The sequence below is a fragment of the Agromyces humi genome (assembly GCF_009720255.1).
Classification (GTDB): domain Bacteria; phylum Actinomycetota; class Actinomycetes; order Actinomycetales; family Microbacteriaceae; genus Agromyces; species Agromyces humi.
Genome location: NZ_WJSP02000731.1, coordinates 1 through 710, shown reverse-complemented (window position 1 = coordinate 710; position 710 = coordinate 1). Strand labels below are relative to the sequence as shown.

Genomic DNA, 710 nt, shown 5'->3' with positions numbered 1-710 from the left:
GTCGGCCAGGCGCTCGCCGAGGCATCCGTCGCATCGACCGCGGGCGCCCTGCCCGGCCGGGCCGAGCTCGAGCAGGCCGTGCGAATGCTCGCCCACGGGGAGGACCGGGTGCACGGCGGATTCGGCACCGCCCCGAAGTTCCCGGTGGCGCCGGTGCTGGCATTCCTCACGGCATCCGGGACGGAGGGCCGCCGGCTGGCCGAGCGGACGCTGCGGCTCATGGGCGCGTCACCGCTGCGCGATCCCATCGAGGGCGGGTTCTTCCGCTACGCCACCCGCGCCGACTGGAGCGAACCCCACTACGAGCGGATGCTGACCGACAACGCGCTGCTCCTCGGCGTCGCGGCGGACCTGGCCACCGGCGACGATCCACCGGCGTTCCTCCGGTCGCTGGCCATGGGCGTGATCGACTTCCTGACCGAGCGGATGCAACTGCCGGGCGGCGGGTTCGCCAGCGCGCAGGATTCGGAGAGCACCATCGAGGGGCGCCGGAACGAGGGCGGCTACTACCGGCTGGACGCCGACGCCCGCGCGACGCTCGAGCCGCCGCCGCTCGACGAGAAGGTGCTCACCGGGTGGAACGGACTCGCGATCGCCGCCCTCGCCCGCGCTGGATTCGTGTTCGGCGACGACCGTGCGATCGCGGCGGCTCGTCGCGCGGCGGCTTACCTGCGCGATCACCACGTGCGTGCCGACGGCTCGCTCGTGCG

At 73.9% G+C, this 710-nt stretch carries 1 pseudogene; it reads left to right on the top strand.

Features of this window, described 5'->3' with window-relative positions:
• Positions 1-710: pseudogene (locus tag GH736_RS23840) on the top strand (thioredoxin domain-containing protein); the annotation flags it as partial.